Below are 25235 nucleotides of genomic sequence, written 5' to 3'. Positions count from 1 at the left end.
TTTATCGGCCCCTTTGCTGGTGGCATCCCAGCCTTTCTCAGTGCCGTGCTTCGTCGCGTCCCAGGCTTTATCTGTGCCGTTTTTCGTAGCATTCCAGGCGCGCGTCAGAGCACCCGGCTCCTGCTGGGGCTGTGTCTGGGCCTGCACGTGAGCCACAGACACTACAGTGACGGCAGCACCAAACATTGTAGCCACAACGGTACGAATTTTCATAAAAGCCTCCCGGCTGGTTTAATAAAACATCTCATAAACAACAACGATAACAGGCAAACAGAACACGGGATGTACCCTGATCTGTTATAAAGTCGTTACGCAGAAGGTTAAGCTTCTCACAACATATATCCGGATACAATACTCAGGTATTATCGCGGGCAAGACTATCAAGTGCTGCCTGCAAAATATAAGCGGCGGCCAGCTGGTCGACCACATCTGCCCGTTTCCTGCGCGAAAGATCGGCCTCATCAATGAGCATACGGTTTACCGCTGCGGACGAAAGGCGCTCGTCCCACAGGCAGGCGGGCAGACCAGTCTGCACCGTCAGTTCCAGCGCCCAGTCTCTGACAGCCTGAGCCGCCGGCCCGAATGAACCGTCAAGGGATAATGGCATACCGATCACCATTCCTGCAACCTCGTGCTCCTGAGCAAGAGTGCGCAGCGCAGCAGCCATGGCACCCAGCCGGCCCCGTTTTATGGTTGCAAACGGCGTGGCCACCATGCGCGAAACATCAGAAAGTGCCAGGCCGACCTGTTTTTTACCCGGGTCTATGCCCAGCAGACGGGCATGACGGGGAAGAGCCGAACAGAGTTCAGAAAAAGTAAGAAGTGTCATTGCACACACCGGTATGTTGCCACGGGCGCAATTATGCTAGAGTTTTTTTTTCTGAATACAGCCTGAAGAGGGTCTGCCACCATGTCGCTCGACATTGCGACCACACGACGCATTGCAAAACTGGCCCGTATTGGCCTTGCAGATGATGAACTTGAAACCGTCCGCCAGAAGCTTGACGGCATTCTTGACTGGTTTAACCAGCTCTCCGAAGTGAATGTCGAGGGCATAGCACCAATGGTTGGCACAGAGACCGAAGCCATGCGACAGCGTGAAGATGTCGTTACGGATGGCAACTGTCAGGAGGCCGTCCTGTCCTGTGCGCCAGATAAATCTGGTCCTTTTTACACAGTACCCAAGGTTATTGAATAAGATGCTCACCGGACTGACACTCACCGAAGCCCGCGCAGGCCTCGCTGCGCGCAAATTTTCTGCGCGCGAACTTGCAGCCGCGCATCTCAGTGCCATTAACAGCCTGAACCCCAAACTGAACGCTTATATTACGGTTATCCCTGAAAAAGATGTTCTCGCTGCTGCCGATTCTTCTGATGCGCACTACGCCGCTGGCACAGCCCGCCCGATGGAAGGTCTGCCAATAGGCATTAAAGACCTTTTCTGCACCAAAGGTGTTAAAACCACAGCAGCCAGCAAAATGCTTGCTGATTTTATTCCGCCTTATGAAAGCACTGTCACAGCACAGCTGCTTGCCTCCGGCTCTGTCTTCCTTGGCAAAACAAACCTTGATGAATTTGCTATGGGGTCAGCTAATATTAACTCTGCTGCCGGTCCTGTTGTCAGCCCATGGCAGCGTAAGGGTGACGAAAAAGCGGCTCTGGTTCCCGGCGGGTCATCAGGCGGGTCAGCTGCCGCTGTTGCTGCCGGCCTCGCGCTTGCCGCTACCGGCACTGACACAGGCGGCTCTATTCGTCAGCCAGCCGCCTATTGTGGCATTGTTGGCCTGAAGCCAACCTATGGCCGGTGCAGCCGCTGGGGCACAATTGCCTTCGCAAGCTCGCTTGACCAGGCCGGGCCAATGACCCGCACCGTGGCAGATGCTGCCCTGATGCTTGAAGCCATGGCTGGCTTTGATGAAAAAGACAGCACAAGCGCAAATAAACCCGTGCCGGCTTTTTCAAAAGCTGTCGGTAAAAGTGTCAAAGGCCTGCGCGTTGGTATTCCGGCTGAATATCGCGCCCCCGGCCTTGCCCCTGAAATTTCTGCCATATGGGAACAGGGCATTGCATGGCTGCGTGAAGCCGGCTGTGAAATTGTTGATGTCTCTTTGCCACATACCAGATATGGCCTGGCAACATATTACATCATTGCCCCGGCCGAATGCTCATCAAACCTGGCCCGCTATGACGGCGTGCGCTTTGGCTCACGCGCAGAGGCACCGTCTCTCGACGAGCTGTACGAGCGCACCCGCGCTGAAGGCTTTGGCGAAGAAGTACGCAATCGTATCCTGATGGGCACTTATGTTCTGTCAGCCGGGTATTATGATGCCTACTATCTGAAAGCACAGAAGGTCAGAAACCTGATCCGCCGTGACTTTACAGAAGCATTTGAAAAAGTTGACGTGCTGCTGGCACCAACTGCACCAAGCGCTGCATTTGCTCAGGGTGAAAATTCTTCTGACCCGGTACAGATGTATCTGAACGATATCTTTACCGTGCCTGCCAGCATGGCCGGCGTGCCTGCCCTCTCTGTGCCTGCCGGACTCGACAGCCAGGGACTGCCACTGGGGCTACAGATTATCGGCCGCCATTTTGACGAAGAAACTGTACTGTCAGCCGGGAGTGTTATTGAAGCTGCCGCAGGCTTTACCCACAAACCCGCATTGTTTGCGGAGGCAGGTCTATGAGCTATACAATCGAAGGTAAAACCGGCATCTGGGAAATCGTGGTGGGCCTTGAAGTGCATGCCCAGATCGTCAGCAACTCCAAGCTGTTCTCAGGAGCCTCAACCCGCTTTGGTGGCGAGCCGAACTCGCAGGTGAGCCTGGTTGATGCGGCTTTCCCCGGCATGCTGCCTGTTATCAATAAAGAATGTGTCGCTCAGGCCGTGCGTACCGGCCTCGGGCTGAATGCCCGCATTAACCTGCAAAGCCGGTTTGATCGCAAAAATTATTTTTATGCTGACCTGCCCCAGGGCTACCAGATCAGCCAGTTCGAATACCCGATTGTTGGCGAAGGCACGGTAGAGATCGAACTGCAGAATGGCGAAACACGCCAGATCGGCATTACCCGCCTGCATATGGAGCAGGATGCCGGTAAGCTGCTGCACGACCAGGACCCGAGCCGCTCTTTTGTTGACCTGAACCGTTCAGGCATTGCCCTGATGGAGATTGTCAGCGAGCCGGATATCCGCGCCCCTGAGGAAGCCGGTGCCTACCTGCGCAAGCTGCGTCAGATTCTACGCTATCTGGGCACCTGTGACGGCAACATGGAAGAGGGCTCAATGCGTGCTGACGTTAATGTCTCAGTACGCAAGGCTGGTGAACCTTTCCGCACACGCTGTGAAATTAAAAACGTTAACTCCATCCGCTTTGTGATGCAGGCTATTGAAGCAGAAGCCGTGCGTCAGATTGAGATCTGGGAAAACGGTGGCGAAGTTGACCAGGAAACCCGCCTGTTCGATGCCGCACGTGGTGAAACCCGCACCATGCGCTCAAAAGAAGATGCGCATGATTACCGCTATTTCCCCGACCCTGACCTGCTGCCTCTGGTCATTGAGCAGTCATGGGTTGATGAACTGAAAAAAGCCCTGCCTGAGCTGCCTGATGCAAAAAGAGCCCGCTTCCAGCAGGAATATGGCATTACCTCTTACGATGCAGGCGTTCTGGTCGCTGAACAGATTACGGCTGACTTCTTTGAGACTGTCGCAAAAGGACGTGATGGTAAGCTGGCTGTCACATGGGTTACGGGAGACCTGTTCGCTGCCCTGAACCGCACGAGCCGCACCCTTGAAGACAGCCCTGTCAGCGCGGCTTCTCTCGGCAAAATGCTGGACCTGATTACTGATGGCACCATCAATGGCAAAATTGCCAAAGATGTTTTTGAAACCATGGTTGAAACCGGTGACGAACCCGAAGACATTGTGGAGAAAAAAGGCCTGAAACAGGTAACTGATACCGGCGTGATTGATACCGCTATTGATGACATCATGACAAAGCATGCCGATAAGGTTGCTGAATACCGTTCAGGCAAAGATAAACTCTTTGGCTTTTTTGTCGGTCAGGTCATGAAAGAAACTAAGGGCAAAGCCAACCCGGCTCTGGTCAATGAAGCGCTGAAAGCGAAGCTCGACCAGTAAAAAACAGGGAAAATATTTTCCCTGTAAAAATATGCTCAGGGGGGTTTGACGAAACGTCAGAAACCCCCTAAAAGCAGTCCTGCAAACGTCGTGTAACTTACACTCTTTTTTGCGGAGGGGTGGCCGAGTGGCTGAAGGCGACGGTTTGCTAAACCGTTATACGGGTTAAACCGTATCGAGGGTTCGAATCCCTTCCCCTCCGCCATTTAATTCAAATAAATCTATATTTATCATATAGTTAGGTCGAAGCTCTCATTTAGACCAACCAATAGAGCCACCAACGAAAATAACCCGCCAAAGTAGTTTTTAGCGGGTCAAGCCTTATCACTAATTCGTGATTATATGCTTTTTTGAACCTCAACAGGCCAATCTGACATTCGGGGCCAGCGTTTCCCTGGTCCGTTAATCTTCAGACCTCCCTCCTCTGTATGCTCGACAGTCCAGCCTTTTTCAAAACTGTCTGCAGCGATGATGACTGGTCGTCTCTGGTTTCTAAGACGCATGAGGAAACCTGCTTCTTTTGCGCAAGCGGGTAATGTTCCGCACAAATAAGGTTTCCCTTCCCTGATTGTGATCTTGACCCCATAAGTCAGACCTTCTTCAATCAGACCTCTCCCAATGCCGACCAGAGCCTGAAAGCGCTCATAATCAGACAGGGCATTCAGGTTGATTGGTTCCTGTTCTGCCTCTGGACACTTGATGTCCGATTTTGGCTGAATGGCCGACTGTCCGACCTCTGAGATATTAAGCCATCCCAACAGAGTATCAGACATGATGGGCTCTCCAGTCAGAGTGCCACACTCTGCCGAAACCCCGTCTTCCGGCTGTTTCCCGCCAGACCGTATTCAGTCTGAAGGCTCGTGCTGTGTGGCTATGTGATGTTTTTCTCTTCAACCTTGTAAAAATAGGTCGGACAGGTCGTCCAGGTCGGACACAAAGAGGAAAAGCCAGCATTTCTGCGGGCGACAGCCGGAATGTATCTGGCCGACCATGGAAAACGCTGGTCGGACAGGTCGGACAGGAGAAAAGAGAGGTCATATTTCCTCCCCTCCGATGATACTTCCTGCAATGACGTAAACCCGCGCGCGTCCGATATCAGGCAGACTTTCGCGACAGGTCAGGTTCTTGCCATCTCCTGGAATCAGAAAACCTGCGTTACGGAGGGCTTGTGCCGCCCGTGTGGGGTTAAGGCCTTTACAGACTTCGTCTTTCCACATCTCTGGCAGGATAAGATAGTGCCAGACTGTCTCACCATTGGTGGAGACCCTGCGCCTGAAACCGACCCTATTGATAATGCGCTGGTTTTCCTGAACCGGAGTGAGCGTATCAGTCTGGCTGTCACGCTCCAGGCATTCAAAGCGGCTTGAGCCATGGGCTTCCAGAAACGCCCTTACCTGTTTGACTGCCTGACTATCTTCGCCTGCACCTGTGCTGCCCCTTTCTGCCAGCCAGGCCCTGAAACAAACACCTGCGGCCCATAAGGCATTACCCCGTTCCCAGGGCACCACACCATAGGCACAAGCCAGTTCCCCTCCGGCCGCTGCCAAAGCAAAGCGGGATGCTACACTCCTGACCTGTCCATCAGCCTGCGCCGGGACGTGCTCACTTTCAAAGCGTTTGCGGGTGGCATTGATGACGTCATTCAATTGTTCCGGGTTCTCAGAACGTTCATCCACGAGCCGCTTAAGGAAGGCGCGCGCAGCGGTGCCGTAATAGAGCTTACAAGCCGCGGCCAGATGCCGGGAAAGTGCTGCACCATCTTCCTTATCGTGCAACTTTTCATAAAGACCATGGCCATTTCCGGCATCCGCAGGAACATTGATGAGGCGCACCTGTTGTCCAGCCATGGTCCTTTGGTTGATCTCTCTCAGCTTATCTTCCAGCGTGACTTCGCCTGTAGACAGAAAGAGAGAGCGCCAGTTCCTGGGCGCGCGCGCATCTCCGTTACGGCTGGCCCGACTTTTCCCTACCCCGTTGGCCAGCATGTAAACAGTATCACCAACATCCCGGGCGTTACCCTGTCCCATTTCATCCAGAATGAGGATGGTATCGGAGGTTGCTGCAGCAACACCTTCCAGCCCATTGGCTGTAGCACGCCACGAGCGAACCTGCGTACCTTTCTCTCCACGCCCCCATACACTGCCGGCAGTATAGGCCGCTGTTGATTTGCCGACCTGAGACCCACCAACCAGATGGAAACCTCCAGAATCATATCCTGCAATATCAAGCAGGGGGCCAGAGAACGCTACTGACATAAAAAGCGTCAGTCTGCTGTTTCCAGATGCGTAAGCTGCAATGTTATCCTGCCAGTCTTCCAGCGATCTGGCCGGGCGATACTCCCGCATGCTGGTTGCTTGTGCAGATTGATAAGTGATGGCCCTGGCACCAGGACCAAAGGCTTCCCCTCCAGGCAAAATGAAAGCGTTACCTGCGGTGGTGGAGTGCCAGCCAGAGTGGTCAACACACTGGAGGCGTGTTTTGGTCGCAACCGCCGCGATGAACAGTTTCAGGTAACGAACAGCCGCAGGATTACAATTAAGCCCCATATCCTCCAGTTCGGCTGCAATATCCCGACCTTCCCCATGAACAAGCCGTTTAGGAATGGCCCACTGGTGCAGACGGCGGTCACGGTCATGCCAGCGGATAAGCAATCCCCAGCCAAAGCCTTCGCTATCGTTTGTTTCTGCAATAACCTCAAAAGAATTGCAGACCCAGACGGAACGAAAATGAGGCGTGTTATCTTCCGCATCTCCCTTTCTGGCCTTCACTTCTTCTTCAAAGTAGAGGCCATCCCGTTTCATGATAAATCCCGAAGGAAGCGTGACATTCTTTGTCGCAAGAGGGGCATTATCCAGAAGAGGCCGGAGAATTGCCAGGTCCTGCTTACTGCCTCCATCAGTCAGTTCCGGAGGGGTGTCGTCAGCAACATCCCAGCCTCGAGGAAAGCTCGCGGGTACAGAGACAAGCCGGATACAGGCCACGTTTATGGCTTTCAGTTCATCCTGAACACTATCGGCCCAGTGGGCTCCCGCTTCATCGTGATCCGGCCAGATCACCACGTCACGGCCTGAGAGAGGAGACCAGTCATTACTGGCCGCGGCTTTGCTTCCGCCCTGACTGGTCATGCAGATATAGTCAGGAAAAAGCCTCCGGGCGGCCTCAGCCGTTTTCTCACCTTCGAGAAGAAGGACAGGAACATCATCACCCGCTGCGGCAAGTTTCTCCAGACCATACAGACCGAGAGGCTTGTTGCCCTGTTTGAAGTGCCAGCCGGTTACATCGCGCTTTTTGCCATACCGATCAGTCCATATGCGGCGACCATAGGTGTAAGGCAGGACGTCTTTGCCCTTGTCCCGTTCAAAGCGAACACGAGCTGTCAGAGGACGACTTTCCGCGTCGCGATAGACCCATATGACCGCGGCTCCTGAAGGCATCTCTGGTTCTTCGGGAGCAGGACAAATGGGTTCCCAGAGTTCTTCTTTAGAGAGGGGCTGGCTATGTTTGTCAGCCGCGCGGCGTTCACTCTCAGTCAAAGGAGCAAAAGCAGTGGGGGTGAGGTTTGTTTCACTCATACATCGCCTCCCATACCGAGCATGGCACGCAGATGGCTGGCAGCTTCACTCTGGCTCATACCAAACAGGTAAGCCGCGAGCGAAACAGGATCTCCGCCACGGTCGCCAGTAGCAAAGTCCACCCATTTGCCGGTCTGTATATCAATGCGGAAAGACCCCGGACTACGGTCTGCGCGTAGTGGATTGCGGGCAACCCAATCCCGTCCCTGCCTGCGGCCATCAGGCAGCCAGCGAAGCAGGAGTGCGGCAAGACAGGAACGTGCTGCCTGATTGATCTGTTCAAAATGAACAGAAGAACTACGAAGGTGCCTGCTCATGCACAGCCCTCCGGGTTCAGGCCGGCAAGAGCAGTCTGTTCAGCTAATGAGGCCAGCAGCCCCTCTGCCATAAACTGAGCGGCATCCGCCAGAACACGTACTGCATCAGGTCCTGCACGCTCCATTTCACGACCAAGGATGAAACTAACTGCGGAAAAAGCAGCACACTGTTCAACAGACCCTCCGTTTTGTGTTGATGGTGGGTCTGTTGCAATCCAGCGCTGAAGTTTTTCCAGATAGTCCTGGGTGATGGAAGCCAGCATTTGCTGGCGCGCTTCCATAGTACTGGTCGTTGAGGCACTCATCCTTCACCTCCAGATCCATTGAACGTCGCCCGAAGAGCAAAGTGGTGGTGGTCAGCACGACTGAGGACTTTCTGTGTCAAAGTCAGAAAAACACTTTGTGCATCAGGAGCATCAAAGAAACATACTGGCTGACTGTTGATCAGTGTCGTGCGTAAAGGTTTTGATTGATTACTGTGAGTATGCGTCATGGGCTTTCTCCACGCGCAGTCCTTTTTGCCTGGACCCGTCAGGTAGTCAGTGAAACAAGAAGAAGACGCGCAAATCTTTACGGCTCGTCACTGCTCTGAATCGCCGGTTCTTTGTCAAAAGGGACTGGCGATTTTTTTATGTGCGAGTCTGTTTCAGGCGGTCGAAATAACGCTCGACACTGGCAAGTTTAATCCGTCGAGCCCGTCCGATTTTCACACTCTCAATTTTCCCGGAGTTGAGCAGCGCAAATAATGTCGTGCGGCCAATTCCATAAATTCGACAGACAACAGTCGGGCTTGCATATTCTGGCTGAATATCCGGAGGGCTCATGGCGCCCTCCGTGTCGTATTACGACCAGTCTGATGTTGGGCTTTAAGAGTTTCCGCCAGGGATGACAGAGACTCACCGGGAATAAACCACTGGCGACCAATACGTGATGCATCCAGAGAGCCATTGGCCAGTTTATAATAGAGACTGCTGAGCGAAATTTTCACACCCATCAGATTCAGCTGCCGACATGCGTCCGGCAACGAAAGAAAGTCATTCGTAGTCAATGGGATACACTCGTTTCTTATGTAGCTGACAAAAGAAACAGATGCAGTGCTGCGGCAGGAACCGGAAGAAGAGCTATCCTGTCTTACGTTGACGAATAGCCCCCTTTTCTTGTTACCTGTTATGCGAATAGCCGATGGGAAATCTCTATTCACCGCAGACTGAGAACCTTGACGGGCTCCCAAACTGCAATCCGTTCTGGATGAAAGGGCCGGGTGTTGACGCATCCGGCCTTTTTCTTTGCCCTTAGGGCCGTCTCTGCTCTTTGCGTTCTTCATGATGCTTGAAGAATTCCACAGACTGCCCTTCAGGACCAGATGCATGACACTGCCGACACTGACTGGAAGCCCTCCTGATAATGGGTCTGAAGGTGTGTCTCAGGAACCGAACCCTTTGTTTGCAACTTTGGCTCCTCAGACCCACCAATAAACAAAATTATCACGAAGCCGTGATTTAAATGTTTTAGTTCACTTTATCCTTTCGAATCAGAGTTTGTTCGCCAGTGTTCCAGCCCTCTCCACATTGCCTTCAGAATGAGAGGATGACCGACAGGAAGCGGTTCAGCTGTTCGGCCACAGGCAACATCATTGTCTGCTTTGAGCAAAGACTGACGTGCTGTTTCCATGGACGTACCAAGGTAAGCGGCAACCTGACGCAGATTAAGACCTTGCTGCCGGAGGGCCCTTGCCTGCTTTTGTAATTTTGGATCAGCAGAAGATACGCGAATACCCGGGACTGACACATATTCTGCACTCATCAGGCTTCCTCTGATATAGCGGCGCAACAATGTTCGGCCTCTTCTGCCAGCCATGAGAGAGCGGCACCTATTCCCAGCATTGTCAGACGTGGTGTCCCCTCATCATGCAGGCACTGGAAACTGAGTGCCTCCAGACAATGTGTGATGCACGAAAGACCGTGCGTTGCATCCTGTATGACCTTCATAGAGTCAGCTTTGATCTTGCCGGTCATCGCTTGCTGCCCTCCGCTGAAAGTCGAAGGGTAAAGCGCATCAGTGTGTTTGTTCTTCTCATGCACCAGCATGTCAGAGGCAGAAGCACGAACAGAGCCAGTTCTTTAAACAGAGGTTTCATGGTGCCAGCTCCTGCAAAGCTGTCCGGACACGAGAGACCGAGCGAATAAGCCACGAGAGACCATCACCCCATGCGACACAATCTGCTTTCTGAGGCTCTGTATCTGTATGTGAATAAAGCTGGTCCATCAGTAACAGCATTGCGTTCTCAATTTCATCAAGGGTATGCGCCTGCATCACTAAGATGCTGTCTGTCTGCTCACTCATGCCGTCACCTGCTCTTGCCTGAGATCGAGAAAGGCCCGGTCTAATTCTGAGTGAAGACGTGCGGCCCACTGCTGCAGCCATTCGAGCGGCAACGTGTCACGGCAAAGCGACATGCCATTAATAGCTTCTGCCATACCTGCCAGTTCACAACATACGCTGTGTACACTGTCCTGAAAGTCAGTGCTCACTGTGTTGCCCCTGCCTGGTATGAATGATGCGTGATTGTATGCTCTGGCTCTGCAACGCCATAAGCGGCCAGGATAAGCAGGCCGGCAGCTGCAAAAGCAGGCAGGGCGGCACGTAATAAACAGAATCCCATTGAGGGCGCAGGTGTGCTATTGGCGTTTTCAGCCATTGCCGAAGATCCTTTTCGGTTGTGGTCAGGCTGACTTCAGAAGGTTGTAGCTTTGAGGTCAGCCGCTATTGCTCTATATGTCACCATTCGATAACATGGTTACAACTTAATAACCACGATTATATAATGTCAAGGTGATAATATGATAACAGGGGCACAATTAAGGATGGCGCGGTCTGCTCTTAAATTAGGCGTCCGAGACCTTGCTGCATTAGCTAAAGTATCTCCTGCTACTATTACTAGAATTGAAGGAGATAATCCCGCTAACCTTTCCACTCTTGCTGCTATCCGCACAGCCTTAGAAGCCGCTGGCGTTGAGTTCATACCTGAGAACGGCGGTGGGGCCGGCGTGAGGATGAAGAAGGGATAAAAGATTGGCTAGCAACAAGATAAGGACTGCTCAGGCGGGGCTGGCTTACGTTACCTGGCAACTTGCCAGACGTGACTGGGCAGTATTACCTGCCTCAGGAACTAAAAAAGCGGCTACTCTTATCCAAATTAAAAAAGACGACTATCACCCGCCTCTCCTTGTTCAGTCCCGTGCATTTAGTGGGCAGAATGCTGTCAGTTTAGGTGAAAATATTACAGGCCCGGATCAGCTTCCTTTTGACTGGATGGCGATTACAATCAATGTGCGATCAGATACGCCTGCGTGCTTTTTGCTGAATCGACAGGACGTGATCGAGAGAATGAAAAAAGACCCTGGAGGCCCATGCTACTGGGTAGACCCTCCCCGATACATCGATCAAAAATACAAAGAACGATGGGACGAAATCAACGAGGACAACCCATAGAACTCTAATCCTGATGCCCTGCAATAGATATTATGGTGCTCCCTTCCACTCGTACGAAAATAATGCAGCATCAAACTCCGGGACCAAACACCCAGCTGGTTAAGCCGTTTAATTTGGCATCTGTTTCTAGTTTTACGTCTCGGAAAAATATCGTTGTTCTTGACGCGGCTCGCCAGAAAAGCCAGTCATGAACGATGGATACCATTAGCCTCCTCGCTCTGCTGCTGACGCTCTCAGCAGGGTTCAGTATTCTTAATCATCACACGTTTCGCCTTCCTGTGACAATTGGCGTGCTGGTCTTCTCATTACTGGCTTCGCTACTGATTATGGTCCTGAATCCATTGATGCCGGCCTATGACCTTCAGGCTCTCCCGCGATCGGTTCTCGGAGCGATCAATCTCCCCACGACCCTTCTGAATGGCGCGTTGTCCCTACTTCTGTTTGCCGGGGCCACTCAGGTAGACGTCGGACACCTGCGCGTAAAGCTGGCCTCTGTGGCTGCTCTCTCTGTTCTGGGAACCGTTCTGGCTGTTGCCTTTTTGGCGATAGCAGCATGGTACGTATTTCCTCTTCTGGGCCATGCCATTCCTTTCACGTGGTGCATCGTCCTTGGGGCTATCCTCGCGCCGACTGATCCCGTTTCGGTTGTCGGCATGCTGAAACGTCTTGGATTACCCGGCCCGCTTCAGGCTGTTTTCGCAGGGGAAAGCCTGTTCAATGACGGCGTGGGCGTGGTGATTTTCGGCGTCACGATAGGACTCGCGACCGGGGACAGTCAGGGAGTGACCGCCTCTGAGATTGCTCTGAGTTTCTGCCGAGAAGCGATCGGTGGCGGTCTGCTAGGCGCACTGACTGGATGGATTGCGCTTCGTGTGCTCAAGGGGCAGCGAGACTCACACATAGACCTGCTTACATCATTGGCTCTTGCGACCGGAACTTTCAGTATTGCCAATCAGCTTGGCATGTCAGGTGCGATTGCCGTGGTGGTGGCAGGACTGTGTTTTGGCACAAGCTATAGTCATTCCGTTTTCGATGAGACGTCTCGCAAAGAACTCGATGTCGCATGGACACTAATTGACGAGGTGCTCAATGTCATGCTGTTCATGCTGATTGGCTTTGAACTTATTGAGATCACTCCGCATCTGTTTACAGTGCTGGCGACACTTGCTGTGATCCCACTCTCCATTGCCGTGCGGGCATCGAGCGTGCTGTTTTCAACGCTTCCCGTTCATCTCAGACAATGGGAGCGAGGCCGTGTTCTTAGTATTCTGACCTGGGGCGGTCTGCGTGGCGGCATCTCGGTTTCGCTGGCGCTTGGATTGCCTCCCGGAGAGATGCGCGAGTTGCTGCTACCTGTCTGTTATGGCGTGGTGGTGTTTACGATCATCGTACAGGGCCTAACCATGGAGCGACTTACCCGCAAACTCTATCCTGCTTCTGATGCCGCCAGCTAAAACCGAGAGTAAGTAGAATGGTGGGGCGAGACAGAGGTAGGTTCTCCATGCTTTCAATACTGTTTCTATAAAGCCCCCCTCACCTTCATAACTGTTGCCGGTGAAACACCAGCCATCCTGGCTACCTGGCGCAACGACATACGTGCCCCTTCCGGTGTATTCAGTATACGCTCTACCTCTGCCCTACGCTTGCTGGCAGTGTTCAGAATGAACGGAGGGGGTGAGGCAAAGCCCGGTCTCTCGCTATTCCCCATATCTGGGGCTTCTGAGGTGGCGCGGTTTCCAGAGTCACCCATGTTTCCATCAGAGGTGACCGGAGATCCCCGGTCAGGGGAAATATCCCCAGAGGCAGGATCTGGCCTTTGGGAGTTTTCCGCCGCATGCAGTCGTTCCAGATCCCGCAGGATGGCAGCACTGTCATTGTATGTGCCCTGACTGGCTTCCTGAAAGCGGAGACGGATAATTACGTCCGAGAGGTCGCGGGCCGCAATTTCTTCGTTAATCAGATCACCTAAAGCCCATCTGCGAAAGTCAGCCCCCTGGCTGAGGTAGTTATACTGATTGTTGTTGTCCGCTATGTTCCGGTCATCGTACAGCTTCTCCCAATACTCATATTCCGCGATGGCATCAGGAATAGTATCTGGCCAGGGCCTGACCGTAGCGAGAGCCGCACGGACGCGAATACTTGGGCTGAAATGCTCACCATCCCATGTGTCCCCTTTGCCAGGATCGCCTGCCTTGTGGAAGGGCTTGATCACAGCATCGTAGGCTTTCTCTTCGACGGTATATTCAAATACAGCCTCTTCCGAGCCGTAGCGTGCCAGCACCTCATCTATCCTGACTCGGTTAGCTATACGCCATGCTGCACGTTTCTTCTCCTCCGCACGGGCATAGGCGCGCTGATGTGCCGGATTGTTCATATCATAGAAGGTGAAACCACCTGCGGCGGGCTGAGGTTCGTCGTCCAGATACCCCTCCGAGAGAAGCAGATCAGGCACATCCGCCAGTGAGTAACCATACGGCTGAACCAGTGCTTCAGCTCTGTTACGCGCTGCGCCCTGTTCTCCGGCATCTCCCTGTTCAGCCAGTGCCCATATTTTTGCTAGACGATCGAGATTAAGTTTGTGCTTCTGCTGTCCGACCATCTGTTTTGCCTATACTGTTCAAAATGAACATTAGGAGTGACTTACAACAGGTACAAGCGGGGTGTTCATATTGAACAGAGAGTAACATCACCAGGAGCGGTGTTGATTTTGTGAGAGCTTCCCTTCAATCATTGAAATGACACCACGACCTGAATGCATCAGATAAAGCAGTCGGGAAATTCACCGACTGGTATATTTCTGGCGCTCTGATTTGCTCCCCGAAGTTCTATAAGGCGCGGACCCGATTTAAGGGGGAAACCTCTATAGGGGCGGCCGGTCACTGGTAGATTGTAAACGAAAGTTCGCTTGCAAGTGTCCCATACTGTGACCATATTTAGGTTATGGCTTGGGGTTGCCTTTCTCCGGTCGGCCTGATAACCCCGCAAAATTGTGACTATCGCTACCCTGAAGCTGTTTGCTCCGGCTCCGAAGAGTGTGCCAGTCTGTCTCTGTATGGTTCTCTGTGTCCGCTAACTTTAACCGGGAGGAATAAAATGTCAGAAACTATCTCTCGCGAATATGTTGGAGATCATGAAGAGCGTCTAACTGCCGATTATAAAAAAGCAGAACACGAAGCAAAAACACTTCTTGAAAAATACAACATAACCAAAGCACCAATTGACCCTGAAAGTTTAGCCGAAGCTGAAGGGCTTGATGTTGTGTATTCAAAGTTCAAACCAGAAATAAGCAAGAAAATATCTGGCTATATAGATATTAAACAAAAAAAAATTGTTATAAATAAAGATATATCCCCTAACAGAATGGGCTTCACTATAGCCCATGAGTTAGCTCATTACCTTTTGCATAGGACTTGGGCACTATCAAACCACTATAAAGTAATGCCTAGATCAAATACATATGGAGGAAGGAAGCCTGCTCAAGAACAAGAGGCTGATGCTTTTGCTTCTCACCTTTTAGTTCCACGTGATATTTTAAAGCTATATAAAAATTATGCTTCAAACCAAGAGTTGGCTCGTATGTTTGCTGTATCAGAAGATGTAATTATGCACGCCAGTAAATGGCTCTAAATGGTCAATGATAAATACTGCCTCCGATAAAGATATACCCCTTGATGATGATATGCCTTTTGACGGAGGTATATCTCTAGATGAAGCCGAACAAGGACAAACGGGGGAAGAAAACGATCATAATAGTCAAAAAGACTCTCTCTACCAAGGTGCTAGTAGCGAACAGGTGGAATTATTCGGTCGTCAGAAATTTTTTGAATTAAGAGAGAGTTGGTCATCTATAATAATAATTTGGATTTTTATATTAATATTATTCAATATATCTCTCACTTTTCTTATAGGGTGGGGAGGTTTAAACTTTAAGAGTTATAAGTGGTTCATCAATTCAATTACTCTTGAGACATTTCTTCAAATTGTTGGCCTTGGGTATATCGCTGTTAAATATTTATTCTCAGATGGCAAAACAAAAAGCTAGATTTACATAAATCTTTATTAAACACGCATTATTTACACGTAATCCTGCCGGTAGTCAGTTCTGTATGTAAAGATTCAGTTATTCGTATTTTCCGAATAACTGCCTCATCACCCGCGCACGGAGGGCCTCAAAGCGTTCTATCTGTGCTGGCGTTGGTTTGCGTGGGTAGTTCCGTCTTCTGGGTGGTGCGGTTTTCAGAACTACCTTTCCGCCGTTATCGTTTATCTGGTTAAGCCGTTTCATCATGCCCTGGCGTTGCTCTGACTTCATCTCTCTCTGTTCCTGTTATTCATAGCATCAGCAAAGCCCCGCCAGTGCTCAAGGCCGCGCCACAAGCCGCGCATGGCTATGGAGTGACCAGCCGGCAAAGGCTCAGGTGTTCTGCTTTTTTCACTTGTAAGTCTGTCAGATTTGAACAGGGCAGAACGTGCGGTCTCCATTGAAATACCGAAGCATTTTGCAATGTCCTTAAGATTGGACCCGCGTGCCCTCATCTTACGGACAGCACGCTGCAAGTCCTGATTGTCAGAGGAAAGATGCGGCTTTTCGTGCTGCTCTTGTCTGTAACCCTTTGTTTTTACGTGATGGCCCAAATCTGGACCATCTTTTGCAGTAGCTGAATGAATGATCATAGCGGCTGCACCTCAATGACAGTCATGCTCTGAGGCCCGTAACGGCGTGTCAGATGAGCATCGACAATCTGTGCATCATCCTTCCACATGATACCATTTAAAGCATCAGCGGCGGTCTTCATCTGGTTGTCTATATCTGGTCTGCTGACAGGCAATATATGACCGGCAAGAGCCTGAAAGCGTTTGCGCCTGCTCCATGATGGCGGTGGCTCTATGCTGATTTGCAAAGACACACAAAGCGGCCCCATCAGGCAGGGCTTGCCGATCTGCTCTATAGCGTGACGTTGTATGTGCTTCTCAGCCTGCACCGTCTTTGCATCTGTGTAGGTGCGGCCATTGCCAAAACGTGGTCTGCCCTTAGCCCGTAAAAGGCCCGGTATGGTGACACGATAAGAGGTTTCAGAAGCTGTTTTTTCCATGCCTGAATGATAGTACAAAACCCGCTTCTTGTACAGAAAAACGGCAGTTTTCTGCGGTTATAACAAATCGTTATTAATGCGCTGTGTCGTATTTATTCAGGCAAGCCCTCCGGGGTATTCAATCGTGCCCGGAGGGGTGTGCAATTCTGCATAAGCCCTAAGATATGAGGAATTAACCGAGGGCATTGCTGTAACAGCAATGCCTGCTGAGGTTTCCTCGTAAAAGAAGTTTCGCGCAGCAGCAGCGCATAAAGAGTGTTTCGCGGTGCTTCGCCGCAAAACCTCGCCCTGTGTTGCAAAGGTCCAGATGCCCGATACTACCGGCTTCCCGGTATTTAAGTGCACATTACGCGCGCACGCGCACGCGAGGACACCACACACCACCAAGGGCCCGCATAATAAGCGGCCCCGAGGATACGCGCACGCGCGAGAGGCATAGGCTCCGACTATCGTTATTGGCGACAGTGGACCGCCAGCAAACGGAATGTGAGGATTATTGGGAAGTTAGCGCGTCCGAAATTCGGGCGCACAAAATTTTGCAGATTTCAGCCAGGGCCACCGACATCCCGGTAGTTTCGGAAACTGTGCAGTTCTGCATAGTTTCTAATTCCGATGCGGGAAATCCCGCTTCGCTTGACAGTCTGGGGGATATTCCCCTGACCTCCAGTTTGCTTTCCCGATCTGGAAAGCAGAGGGAGCTACTGACTGGCGGCTATGGGGGAGAGGCGGACTGTCGGCTTTGCGGCCAAACTCTTGGGAGCGGACGTCTGCGCCAATCCCGGAGCGGTTCAGTGCGCTATGTGGTCGGTGACCTTAACGCATACGCCGTAGAGCTATCAGCGCGCGATGACGGCATCTTCCGCCTCCCCGCGCAATCGCTCTATTGCCCGAGTATAGATTCCAACCTATATGGGGTGGAAGGGGCAAAAAGCCTGAGTCCCGTAGAAAAGGCAGATAAGATGGGCCATAGCCTGAGCGATATTATCACCGCGCTTCCTCCCGAAGAGCAAACGTTCATCGATGGCAGCTGTCAGGATATGAAGCAAACAGAGGAAGGCTTGTGCGAGCTACGGCAGATTGCAGGCAAGGCCCAAGCGGAGATTGCTTCTACCCTCAATATCAAGCAGCCTTCGGTTTCTCAGATTGAGCAACAGACTGATATGTACCTCTCCATGCTTCGCAGCTATGTTGAAACCGTGGGAGGAGAACTTCAACTGACGGTAAAGCTACTGCACATGCCCGTCTTGCGGATTCATCAGTTGGACGATGCCGGTGCTCCTCCGCAGGCTGCGGCCCGTAGCCGTCGCACGCAAGCGCAGATCGGCGGTCGCCGTGGGCGCTAGTTATCCAACGAGGATCATCCTGGCGTTTCGAAGCGGCGGCGTCTGTGCCTTCCCGAAGTGCGGCAAGCATCTCACCTACGACGCTCAGGTGGGAGACGACACCTATGTCGGCGAGGCGGCGCACATTCGTGGCGAGAAACCGACCGCTGCCCGCTATGACGCCTCGATGACCAATGAGGAGCGCGATAACGTTCGAAACCTTATCTATCTTTGCACCGATCACCACACGATCATCGACAAGGTCGAGGCTGATTGGCCGACCGCGTCCCTACTGCAACTGAAGGAAAGCCACGAAAATCAAGTCCGCCAAGCCATGGAAGAGGCTTTTACGGACGTCGCCTTTCCCGAATTGCAGAACGCCGTCTCCTGGGTTGCGAGCCAAGCGCCAGCCCCGAACGGCTCTTTTGATCTCCTCGCGCCCGACGAGAAGATCAAAAAGAACGCGCTCTCGAATGGATCTCGCCACATCATCGCTGCCGGCCTGACCTCGCGAACCACTGTTGGCGATTATGTCGAGGCTGAAGCGCAACTCGATCCCGACTTTCCTGAGCGGCTGAAGGCCGGCTTCCTCGAAGAATATTATGCTCGCCGGAAAGAGGGCTATAAGGGCGACGAGCTTTTCGAGTTAATGTGTGCCTTTGCCCAGCGCGGTCTGCGTCGACAAGCCGACAAGACCGCAGGCATCGCCGTTCTGATCTATCTCTTCGAAATCTGCGACGTGTTTGAGAAATGATTCTTCCGACCAAACATATCCCGCAGAACGAGGCGCTGATCGGCGTCGGCGCCACGCTGCTCGCGCATCTGAGCATGCCCATGACCGTTTCGGGCCTATGGGAGCGTCTGCGCACGGAACCGAACGTCGGAAACTTCGAGCGGTTCGTGCTGGCCTCGAACCTCCTCTTTCTGATTGGTGCGATCGAGATCCGGGACGGCCTTATCGTCAGGACCGCCTCATGATCAGAGCCGTCCGCGCCAACCAGAAAGGCTTTCACACCGCGCTCCTACAGCCGGGAGTCAATCTTATCCTAGCCGACCGATCCACCTTGGCCGGTGACAAGGACACTACGAACGCCCTAGGCAAATCGACGCTCATCGAGATCATCGATTTCTGCCTCGCCAGCAATACCTCACCCGGAAAAGGGCTTCGCATCGAGGCTTTGCAGGGGTGGTCGTTCACGCTGGAACTCTCCCTGTTCGGCCGCGAGGTCACCGTGACGCGAGCGACCGATACACCCGGATTCTTCGCGATCGAAGGAGCCACCGACGACTGGCCCGTCCGGCCAACGCCGAACAAGGAAGGCGTTCCGGGTCTCGACGCCAAGAAATGGCGAGCCGTTCTTGCTTGGGCCCTATTCGGTATTAGCGATCTGTCGGCGGAATCCGGATACAAGCCTTCGGCGCGGTCGCTGCTTTCCTATTTCGTGCGCAACCAGACAGCCGCCTACAACACCCCCTTCAAGCATTTCGACAATCAGAAGACTTGGGACATTCAGGTCCATAATGCTTTCCTCCTTGGCTTGAATTGGGAGAAGGCCGCGATCTGGCAGCAGCTCAAAGACCAAAAGAACGCGCTCGATGCGCTCAAACAGGCGATCAAGACCGGAGCCGTCGACGGCGAACTGGCCTCGCTCGGTGAACTCGAAGCCGAGCGCCTGCGCCTTGCAACCCAGCTAGAGCGTGAACGCGAGGCGCTGTCGAATTTTCGCGTTCTTCCGCAGTACCGTGAAATCGAGACTCAGGCGAACCTTCTGACCAGCAGAATCCATGGCCTGGTCAACGGCAATATCGTGGATAAGCGCCGGCTCGGTCGCTACCGTGACTCGTTGGTGAGCGAGGACGCTCCGACCGAAGACCGTCTGGAAGCTCTTTACGGCGAGGCGGGCATCGCCCTGCCTGGCGCCGTCAAGAAGACGCTGGCAGATGCGCGGGCATTCAATGCCCAGATCATCGCCAATCGCCGTAAGTTCATCGCCGGTGAGATTGCCGCGCTGGAAGCTGCCATCACCAAGCGTGAGACAGACATCGCGATCCTTACGGATATCCGTGCAAACTACCTCAGTGCGCTTGTCGGACAGGGCGCGCTGGAGGAACTGATGCAGTTACAGGAGTTGCATGCAGCCACCCGGCTGAAGGTTGACGAACTGATCAACAGGATCACCCAGCTTCGTCAGATGAGCACCAAGGCGGACACGATCAAGGTCGAGACCGTTGAGCTGAAACGCGCCACGACCCTCGACTATGAAGAGCGGCGTGCGCTGTGGTCACAAGCGCTCAGCCTCTTCTCGGAGTTCTCGGAGAGCCTCTACAAGTCGCCCGGCCGCCTGGTCATCGATATCGATGATACCGGCTACAAATTCGACGTCGAGATCGCAGGCAGTCCGAGCGAGGGCATCAGCAAGATGAAAATCTTCTGCTACGATCTCATGCTGATCTCGTACGCACGCCAGCGTGGTCTCGGAATCGACTTCTTGATCCACGACAGCACGATTTTCGACGGTGTTGACCCGCGGCAGCGCGCCCGTGCTTTGGAACTTGCCGCCGCGATGGCTGCAAAACACGGCTTTCAGTACATCTGCACACTCAACACCGACATGGTTCCGGTCAGCGACTTCACGTCAGGCTTTGATTACGAGAGCCTCGTTCGTCTCCGGCTCACCGATACTGATCCGACCGGAAGCCTCCTTGGGTTCCGTTATTGAGCGGGGACGATATGAAGCACGATCACGCCCATAGGGCGTCCCCAGCGTGAGATCTGTGCCGTTCACCCGACCCACGCTGATCGCCGCCGTTGAGTTGTTGGGGCAACACAGCCAGGCACGGTTCAACCAGATGGTCCTTCGCCTCGGCCTTGAGGACGAGATTTCCTCCAGCACCTCCTTGAGCGTCGCCAACAAGTGCGCCCTGCTGGGTCGGATTATTGTGCAACGAGCCGAGGCCGAGTTGGACACGCTCCAAGGCAGCATGACCTTGGGCGAGGCTGTGATCCGGCAAGCCGCGTACCTAACGCAACAACACGCTACGCACGCCCTGCAAACGGCCTTCGCACGTGGCCTTGCGCGCGATGGATACGTTTTGACGTGGGACGACTCCGGGCAAAACGCGTCCATCCGTGCGGCACTGCCCAGCGATATCCAGCTCCCCCAAACGGACGACGAGGTGCATCAGCTTCTCAAGTTCTTCGACTTCACAACTCCTCTCGGTCATCTTGACCAAGCCGTCGAAGCACATACCCGCGGTGATTGGGCTGCTTGCAACAGCCAACTCCGGACCTTCCTAGAGAGTCTGTTCGACGATATCGCGCGCAACATGCGACCGCAGGAAGCGGGTCAACGGCCCAGTTCAGAAAACCGGCGTGCCTTGCTAGCAGAAATCGGCTTCCTTGCCACTGATCGCAACGAGTGGACCCAAGACGGCAAGAATTACGTCAACGGCCTCTTCAAAATGCTGCATACCGAGGGTTCGCATCCAGGCCTCTCGGATGAAGACCACAGCACCTTCCGCCTGCATGTTGTTCTCGTCACCGCCAGAACATTCCTACGGCGGCTCGCTTACAGTCGACAAGGCCAATCATCTGTATGGCTATAACAGCCCGCTGCCACCGTAGCGCGAGAAAGACCGGTCCAAGTTTGGACGCATCTCCTTTACGGAGACGCAGATACCGAGATCCCGGTATCCCCAAGTTTGCCCCCCCCCCTCAACAGAAAGGGATGATAGGTATCTAACGCCAGATTTGGCGCTTGCCTCATTAGCGAAAACACTCCGCCGAACCTTACCTAAAAAACAAGAAAAACACCCTCTGTTTGCTCCATGCTGTAACTGGTTTTTTTGTGAGCGGAGGGATTTTGTCGAATAAACGGCGGTTTCCTGGGGTTTCGTTGATCTTCCCCGGTTACACTGGTTACATGGGAAATTTTGAAAATGTAACCGCTCTTATATCAAAAAAATGGCTGTTTTCTGCTGATTTTTCCAGTCGGTTACACGGTTACACTGGTTACACGCAAAAAACACAAGGTGGAATGACGTTCGGGGCAGAGCGATAATCTTACCCCTCTTAAAAGGCTACGAGGCGGCGTATTACCACCCCATAGATGGGAGCGTTCTCTTATCCTGATCTTGGCAGCATAGCAGATGAAGAATGACACAATACGCGCGCGCGAGGCATAGGGCGTTCGGGCTTTTGCGCCAGATTAGCGCAAATGGTGGACCGCCTTTCCCGCGCTTGGATTTTATAACATGGGAATTTCCCATGTTTTGAGTGGGGTGGCAATTCTGCACAAGCCCCCCCATGACCGTTCTTCAGATGTGAGGAGCGCACAAGGGGGCGCAACCGATGTACCCCCCCCCCTCGGTTTTTGTTGACAAATGTTGACATTCAAAACGCGGAAAACGTAATTAATTACACAGTACGCGGCCAATGACACTCATATAGGAAGCATTATTTTTTAAGTCTGTAGGCGGGTATGGAGGGAAGCGGAAAGTCCACCTGTCTTCTTCTCAGCCATTTACCTTTCTGTAACTGTCATAGTCTGACTATGTGCCCTGATCATAGCACTACATTATTTTTTATTATTCCTCCCATGATATGACTCTCAATCACAAAGGAACATGACATGAATTACGACTTAGAGATGGCGCGATGGACTGCAGCAGAAGCCGAACGAAAACTGGAAAGTCTGCGGCGCGAACGACAATACGCGCAAGATGCCGCGTACACGGCCTACATGAAAGACAGTAACAAAGTCGATCGCGCACAAGACGAATGCGACGAAGCCTTGGCAAGGCTCATTAAGATTAAAGAATTCGTCGACGCCCAGAATCAAGTAATCAGCAGTCTTAAAAACATCCTTCTTCCCTTACAAAAAGCAGCCCAAAATATTCCCGCTCCCAATACCCCCATCGATAATAGCCAATTGAATTCCATTCTCAAACATAACCAGCAAGAATTGGAAGTCGTTCGGGAAAAAGAAAAAGACTCCAAGAAAGCATTGGACACTATCAATAATGGCCTAGCATACAACGATATCGAAATAGATGCCGAATTGGCCGCTCATCAAGCACTTACCATGGTGATTATCAATACCATTACAGGCCAAAACCAAGGCATGCCTTACACGAAAAATACATCAATCGAAGAAATTGAGTGCATCAACAAACAACAATACCATATTTTTTACGATATTCACCTTCAATCAAAGGGTATTCCTGCCAATGATCCACGTTACAAGGACTATTCAGCCTTAATTGCGCATCAGGCTAAGAAACAAAAACGTGGAATTTTCCAACGTCTTTTTCGTAAATAAAATTTCAACGTACGGAGATATATGAATGACCCCCGAACAAAAAAGACATCATGACAAAGCAAAAGAACGTACCCGACAGGCGGTAATTCTTGCCGAAAAGCTGGAAGCTACGGCAGTTGCTAACACCACCACCATTAATACACTTAAATCCAACATAAAAAAACTTAAAGAAAACGCAAAAGAATACAAAGAACGTCCCGACAACCCTGCGCCCATTCGCGAACACATCCGCGCCACCGTCCAATCCATTGAAGAAAGCGCGAAAAGAAATTGTAAATACATCCAACAATACAACACACGCATGGAGGAAGATAAAAAGGTGCGCGAACACTATACGTCTGCCACGGTGGAAATCATCGTCCAAAAAGATGCCCACCGTAAAATGATTGACGCATGGAAAAACAACACACCCGTCGACCCGTGGGGGTATGATACTACAAAATATACCCCTGACAGTTGGGGGGCATATATACGTGGCGCAATCAACCTTATTGCCGCCGTGAAAGTTGGGCGCCACAAAAAATAATACAGTGCTATGCCCCGGATCATTCCGCACGGACTGGGCCGGACGCTCAATAGTCAGGACCGAGCGCTCGATCGGGGACTACGATACCCTGTTCGACCCGATCCGGACTGCACGACACGAGAAGGACGGCAAACAATTGGGTGATCCGGCGAAACTCGCCACCGCAGTGCTTCAGCTCATTGGGTCGGACACGCCTCCACCGCAGCTCCTTTTGGGAAGCGATGCTCTGCAACTGGTTCGTGCACGGCTCTCTCGTCTGGAAAAGGAAATTACAGATTGGGAAGAATTAACCCGCTCGACAGACGGCTGATTTTTGCGGAAAGCTTTGGTGGATGTCAGTAGGCAGATTTTCTGAAAACGACATGGCGAACTGTATCGCATTGCCCGTCGCGGAGGGCGATGTGTATGCGAAGAAAACCATCACTCATTGAATTTTTAATTTCTCAGAAAATACAAAAAATTATTAAAAAACAAGACAATATAAAAATTTACGATGCACGAAATTTATTGCTTTCGTACTACACTTCGTCTTCTGCTAAGATTGTATCAGCCTAATCATTGAGGAAAAATATGGGCGGGTTCAATTCAGGCAGAAAGAGAAAGCGTAATTACGTCGGTATATATCCTAAGCTAAAGGCTTCTGACCTTAGCGTCTCTGGAGTGTTTAACTTACCGGAGGGAGCTGAAGGCGTCATATCATGGGCAGGCTTTTACAAAGGAAAAGCATTAGTCAGTAAGCAATCAGGCCTTATTGTCCTGAATATTAGTGCAGAGCAGCGAGCTGACACACAACTCTGTATCAGACATAGCAAAACTGCCTGCAATTATGGAGGACACAGAACATGGCTCCATTGTCCCTATTGCCAGAAGCGTGTGACGTTCCTGAATAGTGTTTCTGAATATGGCTATCTTGGCTGCAATAGTTGCCTCAAGCTAACCTATCTGTCACGCAATGGTGACGTCATAGACCGCTTACATACCCGCATAGACCGCAATGATAAAAAGCTTTCACGCCTGGGCAAGAAAGCACACAAGCGCACTATCGAGAGAATATGCAGCATCCTGATGCGGGATGAAATTGAACTCGAATGGCGAATAGAAAAACGCTGGCTGTATCCTCAGTTGCCTGCATCATTCTATCAGGACTATGGAGAGCTCTTGTCGTCGACTGAAGAAAACTGAAACCTTAATTTTAAACTCTCAGAGTAAAGTCGGAAGCCCCTCCGGGTATTCCCCGGGAAAACAAACCCGAAGCTGTATCAGAATACGCATTACGCAACTTTTGCTGACGGTCTCTCCTCCCCTCTCAATGCCATAAACAAGAAGCCATTCCACTCTGTATATTTTTACAATACAGAACTGGCCGACCTGGACGACCACGCTTTGAGAAGGTCGGCCAGACAGCGATGAGCAAAAATCGGCAGTTTTCCTGGGGTTATGACTGAGTGTCCGAC

The 25235-nt window shown here is 52.0% G+C and carries 33 protein-coding genes, 1 tRNA gene and 1 pseudogene; 17 read left to right on the top strand and 18 right to left on the bottom strand.

Annotated features, from left to right (window positions below):
* Together HK25_RS11150 and ruvX are read right to left on the bottom strand one after the other, a co-directional pair.
* Positions 1-213, bottom strand: a pseudogene (locus HK25_RS11150) (hypothetical protein); the annotation flags it as partial.
* A gap of 142 nt (positions 214-355) precedes the next feature.
* Positions 356-829, bottom strand: coding sequence for a Holliday junction resolvase RuvX (gene ruvX, locus HK25_RS11145; RefSeq protein ID WP_086636249.1), 474 nt, complete (start codon positions 827-829; stop codon positions 356-358).
* Positions 830-910: 81 nt separating this feature from the next.
* Here ruvX and gatC point away from each other — a divergent pair, with 81 nt between their 5' ends.
* The 4 genes from gatC to HK25_RS11125 all read left to right on the top strand — a co-directional run bounded on the left by gatC (position 911) and on the right by HK25_RS11125 (position 4343).
* Positions 911-1198 (top strand): Asp-tRNA(Asn)/Glu-tRNA(Gln) amidotransferase subunit GatC, encoded by a 288-nt coding sequence (gene gatC / locus HK25_RS11140; protein WP_086555352.1) that lies wholly within the window; start codon positions 911-913, stop codon positions 1196-1198.
* A gap of 1 nt (position 1199) precedes the next feature.
* Positions 1200-2687, top strand: a complete 1488-nt coding sequence (gene gatA / locus HK25_RS11135; RefSeq protein WP_086636248.1) for an Asp-tRNA(Asn)/Glu-tRNA(Gln) amidotransferase subunit GatA — start codon at positions 1200-1202, stop codon at positions 2685-2687.
* Positions 2684-4138 carry an Asp-tRNA(Asn)/Glu-tRNA(Gln) amidotransferase subunit GatB gene (gene gatB / locus HK25_RS11130; RefSeq protein ID WP_086636247.1) on the top strand — a complete coding sequence of 485 codons (1455 nt, stop codon included), beginning with the start codon at positions 2684-2686 and terminating at the stop codon, positions 4136-4138. The genes gatA and gatB overlap by 4 nt, the downstream gene beginning before the upstream one ends.
* Positions 4139-4251: 113 nt before the next feature.
* Positions 4252-4343, top strand: a tRNA-Ser gene (locus tag HK25_RS11125).
* 133 nt (positions 4344-4476) lie between these two features.
* Here HK25_RS11125 and HK25_RS11120 read toward each other — a convergent pair.
* From HK25_RS11120 to HK25_RS13015, 12 genes are all read right to left on the bottom strand, one after another.
* Positions 4477-4911, bottom strand: a complete 435-nt coding sequence (locus tag HK25_RS11120) for a hypothetical protein (RefSeq protein WP_086636246.1) — start codon at positions 4909-4911, stop codon at positions 4477-4479.
* A gap of 261 nt (positions 4912-5172) precedes the next feature.
* Positions 5173-7710, bottom strand: coding sequence for a DUF927 domain-containing protein (locus HK25_RS11115; RefSeq protein WP_086636245.1), 2538 nt, complete (start codon positions 7708-7710; stop codon positions 5173-5175).
* Positions 7707-8027 carry a hypothetical protein gene (locus tag HK25_RS11110; RefSeq protein WP_086636244.1) on the bottom strand — a complete coding sequence of 107 codons (321 nt, stop codon included), beginning with the start codon at positions 8025-8027 and terminating at the stop codon, positions 7707-7709. Before HK25_RS11110 ends, HK25_RS11115 begins: the two co-directional genes overlap by 4 nt.
* Positions 8024-8332, bottom strand: coding sequence for a hypothetical protein (locus HK25_RS11105; RefSeq protein WP_086636243.1), 309 nt, complete (start codon positions 8330-8332; stop codon positions 8024-8026). The genes HK25_RS11110 and HK25_RS11105 overlap by 4 nt, the downstream gene beginning before the upstream one ends.
* Before the next feature lie 324 nt (positions 8333-8656).
* Entirely contained in the window at positions 8657-8851 is a 195-nt protein-coding gene (locus HK25_RS11095; protein WP_086636241.1) for a helix-turn-helix domain-containing protein, read from the bottom strand.
* The gene (locus HK25_RS12835; protein WP_143295993.1) at positions 8848-9021 is read right to left on the bottom strand and encodes a helix-turn-helix domain-containing protein; all 174 of its coding nucleotides are present in this window, start codon (positions 9019-9021) and stop codon (positions 8848-8850) included. Before HK25_RS12835 ends, HK25_RS11095 begins: the two co-directional genes overlap by 4 nt.
* A 524-nt stretch (positions 9022-9545) precedes the next feature.
* Positions 9546-9830: a hypothetical protein gene (locus HK25_RS11090; RefSeq protein WP_086636240.1), complete on the bottom strand. Its 285-nt coding sequence runs from the start codon at positions 9828-9830 to the stop codon at positions 9546-9548.
* Positions 9830-10042 (bottom strand): hypothetical protein, encoded by a 213-nt coding sequence (locus HK25_RS11085; RefSeq protein WP_086636239.1) that lies wholly within the window; start codon positions 10040-10042, stop codon positions 9830-9832. Before HK25_RS11085 ends, HK25_RS11090 begins: the two co-directional genes overlap by 1 nt.
* Entirely contained in the window at positions 10039-10164 is a 126-nt protein-coding gene (locus HK25_RS13520) for a hypothetical protein (protein ID WP_255406303.1), read from the bottom strand. The genes HK25_RS11085 and HK25_RS13520 overlap by 4 nt, the downstream gene beginning before the upstream one ends.
* Entirely contained in the window at positions 10161-10370 is a 210-nt protein-coding gene (locus HK25_RS11080) for a hypothetical protein (RefSeq protein ID WP_086636238.1), read from the bottom strand. Before HK25_RS11080 ends, HK25_RS13520 begins: the two co-directional genes overlap by 4 nt.
* Complete coding sequence (locus HK25_RS11075) at positions 10367-10558, bottom strand: hypothetical protein (RefSeq protein ID WP_086636237.1); 192 nt, start codon at positions 10556-10558, stop codon at positions 10367-10369. Before HK25_RS11075 ends, HK25_RS11080 begins: the two co-directional genes overlap by 4 nt.
* Positions 10555-10725, bottom strand: a complete 171-nt coding sequence (locus HK25_RS13015; RefSeq protein ID WP_158092948.1) for a hypothetical protein — start codon at positions 10723-10725, stop codon at positions 10555-10557. The genes HK25_RS11075 and HK25_RS13015 overlap by 4 nt, the downstream gene beginning before the upstream one ends.
* Before the next feature lie 142 nt (positions 10726-10867).
* On the opposite strand from HK25_RS13015, the gene HK25_RS11070 reads away from it, so the two are divergent.
* The 3 genes from HK25_RS11070 to HK25_RS11060 all read left to right on the top strand — a co-directional run bounded on the left by HK25_RS11070 (position 10868) and on the right by HK25_RS11060 (position 12973).
* Positions 10868-11095, top strand: coding sequence for a helix-turn-helix domain-containing protein (locus HK25_RS11070; protein ID WP_255406302.1), 228 nt, complete (start codon positions 10868-10870; stop codon positions 11093-11095).
* Between the two features lie 4 nt (positions 11096-11099).
* A complete protein-coding gene (locus HK25_RS11065) occupies positions 11100-11519 on the top strand; it encodes a hypothetical protein (protein WP_086636235.1) in 420 nt (139 codons plus the stop codon).
* 194 nt (positions 11520-11713) lie between these two features.
* A complete protein-coding gene (locus tag HK25_RS11060) occupies positions 11714-12973 on the top strand; it encodes a sodium:proton antiporter (protein ID WP_086636234.1) in 1260 nt (419 codons plus the stop codon).
* 65 nt (positions 12974-13038) lie between these two features.
* Here the strand turns inward: HK25_RS11060 and HK25_RS11055 are convergent, their stop codons facing one another.
* Positions 13039-14118, bottom strand: coding sequence for a hypothetical protein (locus HK25_RS11055; protein WP_086636233.1), 1080 nt, complete (start codon positions 14116-14118; stop codon positions 13039-13041).
* A gap of 494 nt (positions 14119-14612) precedes the next feature.
* Here HK25_RS11055 and HK25_RS11050 point away from each other — a divergent pair, with 494 nt between their 5' ends.
* Positions 14613-15146 carry an ImmA/IrrE family metallo-endopeptidase gene (locus tag HK25_RS11050; protein ID WP_158092947.1) on the top strand — a complete coding sequence of 178 codons (534 nt, stop codon included), beginning with the start codon at positions 14613-14615 and terminating at the stop codon, positions 15144-15146.
* 7 nt (positions 15147-15153) lie between these two features.
* Positions 15154-15561 (top strand): hypothetical protein, encoded by a 408-nt coding sequence (locus HK25_RS11045; RefSeq protein ID WP_086636231.1) that lies wholly within the window; start codon positions 15154-15156, stop codon positions 15559-15561.
* Between the two features lie 78 nt (positions 15562-15639).
* Here the strand turns inward: HK25_RS11045 and HK25_RS11040 are convergent, their stop codons facing one another.
* Genes HK25_RS11040 through HK25_RS11030 form a run of 3 tightly spaced genes read right to left on the bottom strand, consistent with a single transcriptional unit; the run spans position 15640 to position 16630 of the window.
* Positions 15640-15831, bottom strand: coding sequence for a hypothetical protein (locus HK25_RS11040; RefSeq protein WP_086636230.1), 192 nt, complete (start codon positions 15829-15831; stop codon positions 15640-15642).
* On the bottom strand, positions 15828-16193 hold the full coding sequence (locus HK25_RS11035; RefSeq protein WP_086636229.1) for a hypothetical protein: 366 nt from the start codon (positions 16191-16193) through the stop codon (positions 15828-15830). The genes HK25_RS11040 and HK25_RS11035 overlap by 4 nt, the downstream gene beginning before the upstream one ends.
* Positions 16190-16630 (bottom strand): RusA family crossover junction endodeoxyribonuclease, encoded by a 441-nt coding sequence (locus tag HK25_RS11030; RefSeq protein WP_233127811.1) that lies wholly within the window; start codon positions 16628-16630, stop codon positions 16190-16192. Before HK25_RS11030 ends, HK25_RS11035 begins: the two co-directional genes overlap by 4 nt.
* 773 nt (positions 16631-17403) lie before the next feature.
* On the opposite strand from HK25_RS11030, the gene HK25_RS11025 reads away from it, so the two are divergent.
* The 8 genes from HK25_RS11025 to HK25_RS12830 all read left to right on the top strand — a co-directional run bounded on the left by HK25_RS11025 (position 17404) and on the right by HK25_RS12830 (position 24963).
* Entirely contained in the window at positions 17404-17955 is a 552-nt protein-coding gene (locus tag HK25_RS11025; RefSeq protein WP_233127810.1) for an XRE family transcriptional regulator, read from the top strand.
* Positions 17945-18688 (top strand): HNH endonuclease signature motif containing protein, encoded by a 744-nt coding sequence (locus HK25_RS11020; protein WP_086636227.1) that lies wholly within the window; start codon positions 17945-17947, stop codon positions 18686-18688. Before HK25_RS11025 ends, HK25_RS11020 begins: the two co-directional genes overlap by 11 nt.
* A complete protein-coding gene (locus HK25_RS11015; RefSeq protein WP_086636226.1) occupies positions 18685-18912 on the top strand; it encodes an ABC-three component system middle component 6 in 228 nt (75 codons plus the stop codon). Before HK25_RS11020 ends, HK25_RS11015 begins: the two co-directional genes overlap by 4 nt.
* The gene (locus tag HK25_RS11010; RefSeq protein ID WP_086636225.1) at positions 18909-20654 is read left to right on the top strand and encodes a DUF2326 domain-containing protein; all 1746 of its coding nucleotides are present in this window, start codon (positions 18909-18911) and stop codon (positions 20652-20654) included. Before HK25_RS11015 ends, HK25_RS11010 begins: the two co-directional genes overlap by 4 nt.
* A 55-nt stretch (positions 20655-20709) precedes the next feature.
* Positions 20710-21540, top strand: a complete 831-nt coding sequence (locus HK25_RS11005) for a hypothetical protein (RefSeq protein WP_198945977.1) — start codon at positions 20710-20712, stop codon at positions 21538-21540.
* A gap of 1025 nt (positions 21541-22565) precedes the next feature.
* Positions 22566-23255, top strand: a complete 690-nt coding sequence (locus HK25_RS11000; protein ID WP_086636223.1) for a hypothetical protein — start codon at positions 22566-22568, stop codon at positions 23253-23255.
* 25 nt (positions 23256-23280) lie between these two features.
* Positions 23281-23781 (top strand): hypothetical protein, encoded by a 501-nt coding sequence (locus HK25_RS10995; protein WP_086636222.1) that lies wholly within the window; start codon positions 23281-23283, stop codon positions 23779-23781.
* A gap of 873 nt (positions 23782-24654) precedes the next feature.
* Positions 24655-24963, top strand: coding sequence for a hypothetical protein (locus HK25_RS12830; protein ID WP_143295992.1), 309 nt, complete (start codon positions 24655-24657; stop codon positions 24961-24963).
* The last annotated feature ends 272 nt before the right edge of the window (positions 24964-25235 follow it).

The sequence above is a fragment of the Acetobacter sp. DsW_059 genome, from assembly GCF_002153695.1.
Taxonomy (GTDB): Bacteria; Pseudomonadota; Alphaproteobacteria; order Acetobacterales; family Acetobacteraceae; genus Acetobacter; species Acetobacter thailandicus.
The sequence above is the reverse complement of the archived record's forward strand: the minus strand, read 5'-3'. Positions and strand labels throughout refer to the sequence as shown.

Bases quoted from the DNA above. Each gene is read 5' to 3' on its own strand.
- HK25_RS11090 (WP_086636240.1), bottom strand. From the start codon at position 9,830: ATGAGTGCAGAATATGTGTCAGTCCCGGGTATTCGCGTATCTTCTGCT.
- HK25_RS13015 (WP_158092948.1), bottom strand. From the start codon at position 10,725: ATGGCTGAAAACGCCAATAGCACACCTGCGCCCTCAATGGGATTCTGT.
- HK25_RS11040 (WP_086636230.1), bottom strand. From the start codon at position 15,831: ATGAAGTCAGAGCAACGCCAGGGCATGATGAAACGGCTTAACCAGATA.
- HK25_RS10995 (WP_086636222.1), top strand. From the start codon at position 23,281: ATGACCCCCGAACAAAAAAGACATCATGACAAAGCAAAAGAACGTACC.
- HK25_RS11060 (WP_086636234.1), top strand. From the start codon at position 11,714: ATGGATACCATTAGCCTCCTCGCTCTGCTGCTGACGCTCTCAGCAGGG.
- HK25_RS12835 (WP_143295993.1), bottom strand. From the start codon at position 9,021: ATGGGTGTGAAAATTTCGCTCAGCAGTCTCTATTATAAACTGGCCAAT.
- HK25_RS11070 (WP_255406302.1), top strand. From the start codon at position 10,868: ATGATAACAGGGGCACAATTAAGGATGGCGCGGTCTGCTCTTAAATTA.
- HK25_RS11085 (WP_086636239.1), bottom strand. From the start codon at position 10,042: ATGACCGGCAAGATCAAAGCTGACTCTATGAAGGTCATACAGGATGCA.
- HK25_RS11050 (WP_158092947.1), top strand. From the start codon at position 14,613: ATGTCAGAAACTATCTCTCGCGAATATGTTGGAGATCATGAAGAGCGT.
- HK25_RS11115 (WP_086636245.1), bottom strand. From the start codon at position 7,710: ATGAGTGAAACAAACCTCACCCCCACTGCTTTTGCTCCTTTGACTGAG.
- HK25_RS11080 (WP_086636238.1), bottom strand. From the start codon at position 10,370: ATGAGTGAGCAGACAGACAGCATCTTAGTGATGCAGGCGCATACCCTT.
- HK25_RS11120 (WP_086636246.1), bottom strand. From the start codon at position 4,911: ATGTCTGATACTCTGTTGGGATGGCTTAATATCTCAGAGGTCGGACAG.
- HK25_RS11010 (WP_086636225.1), top strand. From the start codon at position 18,909: ATGATCAGAGCCGTCCGCGCCAACCAGAAAGGCTTTCACACCGCGCTC.
- HK25_RS11045 (WP_086636231.1), top strand. From the start codon at position 15,154: ATGATAAATACTGCCTCCGATAAAGATATACCCCTTGATGATGATATG.
- HK25_RS11105 (WP_086636243.1), bottom strand. From the start codon at position 8,332: ATGAGTGCCTCAACGACCAGTACTATGGAAGCGCGCCAGCAAATGCTG.
- gatA (WP_086636248.1), top strand. From the start codon at position 1,200: ATGCTCACCGGACTGACACTCACCGAAGCCCGCGCAGGCCTCGCTGCG.
- HK25_RS11015 (WP_086636226.1), top strand. From the start codon at position 18,685: ATGATTCTTCCGACCAAACATATCCCGCAGAACGAGGCGCTGATCGGC.
- HK25_RS11035 (WP_086636229.1), bottom strand. From the start codon at position 16,193: ATGATCATTCATTCAGCTACTGCAAAAGATGGTCCAGATTTGGGCCAT.
- HK25_RS13520 (WP_255406303.1), bottom strand. From the start codon at position 10,164: ATGAAACCTCTGTTTAAAGAACTGGCTCTGTTCGTGCTTCTGCCTCTG.
- HK25_RS11110 (WP_086636244.1), bottom strand. From the start codon at position 8,027: ATGAGCAGGCACCTTCGTAGTTCTTCTGTTCATTTTGAACAGATCAAT.
- gatB (WP_086636247.1), top strand. From the start codon at position 2,684: ATGAGCTATACAATCGAAGGTAAAACCGGCATCTGGGAAATCGTGGTG.
- gatC (WP_086555352.1), top strand. From the start codon at position 911: ATGTCGCTCGACATTGCGACCACACGACGCATTGCAAAACTGGCCCGT.
- HK25_RS11095 (WP_086636241.1), bottom strand. From the start codon at position 8,851: ATGAGCCCTCCGGATATTCAGCCAGAATATGCAAGCCCGACTGTTGTC.
- HK25_RS11055 (WP_086636233.1), bottom strand. From the start codon at position 14,118: ATGGTCGGACAGCAGAAGCACAAACTTAATCTCGATCGTCTAGCAAAA.
- HK25_RS11000 (WP_086636223.1), top strand. From the start codon at position 22,566: ATGAATTACGACTTAGAGATGGCGCGATGGACTGCAGCAGAAGCCGAA.
- ruvX (WP_086636249.1), bottom strand. From the start codon at position 829: ATGACACTTCTTACTTTTTCTGAACTCTGTTCGGCTCTTCCCCGTCAT.